Raw genomic sequence first — 2,089 nt, forward strand, 5'->3', positions numbered from 1 at the left:
AGAAAAATTCTGATATATTAATGGAAATAATAAATAATATAATGGATTTATCTAAACTAGAATTAAATAYTCATATGAAAACTTACATAATGAAGAATTAAATTATTTATATAGTGATGGAGAATTTGCTTGGTCTTCAAATACAAATGACTTTCGTTCTGTAAAGTTAAAGACTAACGAAAAAACTTCTTATGGGGAAGACTTAAAAAAGTTTGATATTAATCCAGGAAAAATAACATACATATTACCAGATTATAAAGATGAAAATATTCTTTGGTTAGGTGGTAGAGGTATTGGATTAGTTAAATTCCATAAGAAAAATGGTGTTATAGAAAAGTACACGAATGATTCTTCAAATAATAACTCATTAATTAACCATGATATAAATTGTATGATTTTTGATAATTTCGGAAACTTATGGATTGGAACAAATATAGGTTTAAGTAAATTTGATATAAAATCAAATAAATTTACTTCTTATACTACAGCACAAGGTCTTACTAATAACTTTATAAATTCGATTTTATTAGATGATGATAATAATCTTTGGATAAGTACTAATAAGGGATTAAATAAATTTGATATAGAAAAAGAAAATATAACAGCTTTTACAAAAACAGATGGTATATACGGATATCAATTTAATGTAAATTCAAGTTTTAAAGATAAAAATGGAGTGATGATATTTGGTAGTACAAATGGTATTACATATTTTAATCCAAAAGATATAAAAAATCCTGCAGTAAATGAAAATAAAGTTGTATTAGGTGATATCTATATAGGAAAAAATAAAGTTATTTATGATAATAAAGAATTAATTTTAGAACATTATGATAAAGACTTATCAATAACATATTTTTTACCTGTTTATGAAAGTTTAAATAATATAACTTATGAATATATGATTGAAGGACTTGATTCAAACTGGATATATCTAGATAGTAAGTCTTATTTAAATATTAAAACATTAGATTCAGGTAAATATACCTTAAAAATAAGAGCTAGAGATGGACATGGAAATCTAACTAAAGAAACAAGTATGAATATAAAAGTTAAAAAACCTTTATGGAAAACACCTTTAGCTTACTTAATATATTTAATTGTATTTTCAGCAATAGCTTTTTATATATTAAATTATGTTAAAATACTACAAAATTTAGTAAATCAAAAAACAATGAATTTAAATAAGCAATTAGAAGAAAATAAAAGATTAAGTGAAGAAATAATAAATAATGAAAAATTTAAAAATGATTATTTTGTAAACTTATCTCATGAGCTTAGAACACCAATAAATGTTATATCATCAATACTACAATTAACAAATAGCATGATTAGTAATAAGACTATGACATATGAAAGAGCTAAATATTATACAAAAATTTTAAGTAGAAATTGTGAGAATTTATTAAAAATAATAAATGATATAATAGATAGTTCAAAAATAGAAACTGGAAATTACAAAATTAATAAAAAGAATAATGATATAGTATATATCGTTGAAGAAGTTGTACTTAGCATGAGTAATTTTATAGAGGAAAAAGGATTATCACTTATAATTGACCCTGAAATAGAAGAGAAAGTTATTTCTTGTGATGAAACAGAAATAGAAAGATGTATGATTAATTTAATTGGTAATGCAGTTAAATTTACTCCAGAAGGTGGAGAAATTAAAGTATATATTAAAGAAATTGAAGATAATATTGAAATAACTATAGAAGATACGGGAATTGGTATATCAAAAGAAGATCAAGACTTTATATTTAAACGATTCTCACAAGTTGAAAATACTGGTGCTATAAAAGCAAGTAGTAGTGGAATTGGACTTACACTTGTTAAACATATAGTAGAACTTCATGGTGGATATATTAAACTTGAAAGTGAGCTTAATAAAGGAAGTAAATTTACTATAGGCCTTCCTGATATATGTGAAGAAATTATATCTGAAAGTACATAGTAAAAATATTACATATTTTAAAACACTTAAAGATTTAAATTATGATTTAAAAATAGTACYATATGGAGATTTAAAATAAGAAAGATACTAATTAAATTTAGTATCTTTTTTATTATTTAGTCGTGGATATTAAAA

At 22.4% G+C, this 2,089-nt stretch carries 1 protein-coding gene; it reads left to right on the forward strand.

Annotated features, from left to right (window positions below):
- Positions 1-370: 370 nt before the first annotated feature.
- Complete coding sequence (locus tag G3997_RS03685) at positions 371-1,954, forward strand: sensor histidine kinase (protein WP_330616294.1); 1,584 nt, start codon at positions 371-373, stop codon at positions 1,952-1,954.
- Positions 1,955-2,089 lie beyond the last annotated feature (135 nt).

The sequence above is a fragment of the Romboutsia sp. 13368 genome, assembly GCF_018336475.1.
Taxonomy (GTDB): Bacteria; Bacillota; Clostridia; order Peptostreptococcales; family Peptostreptococcaceae; genus Romboutsia.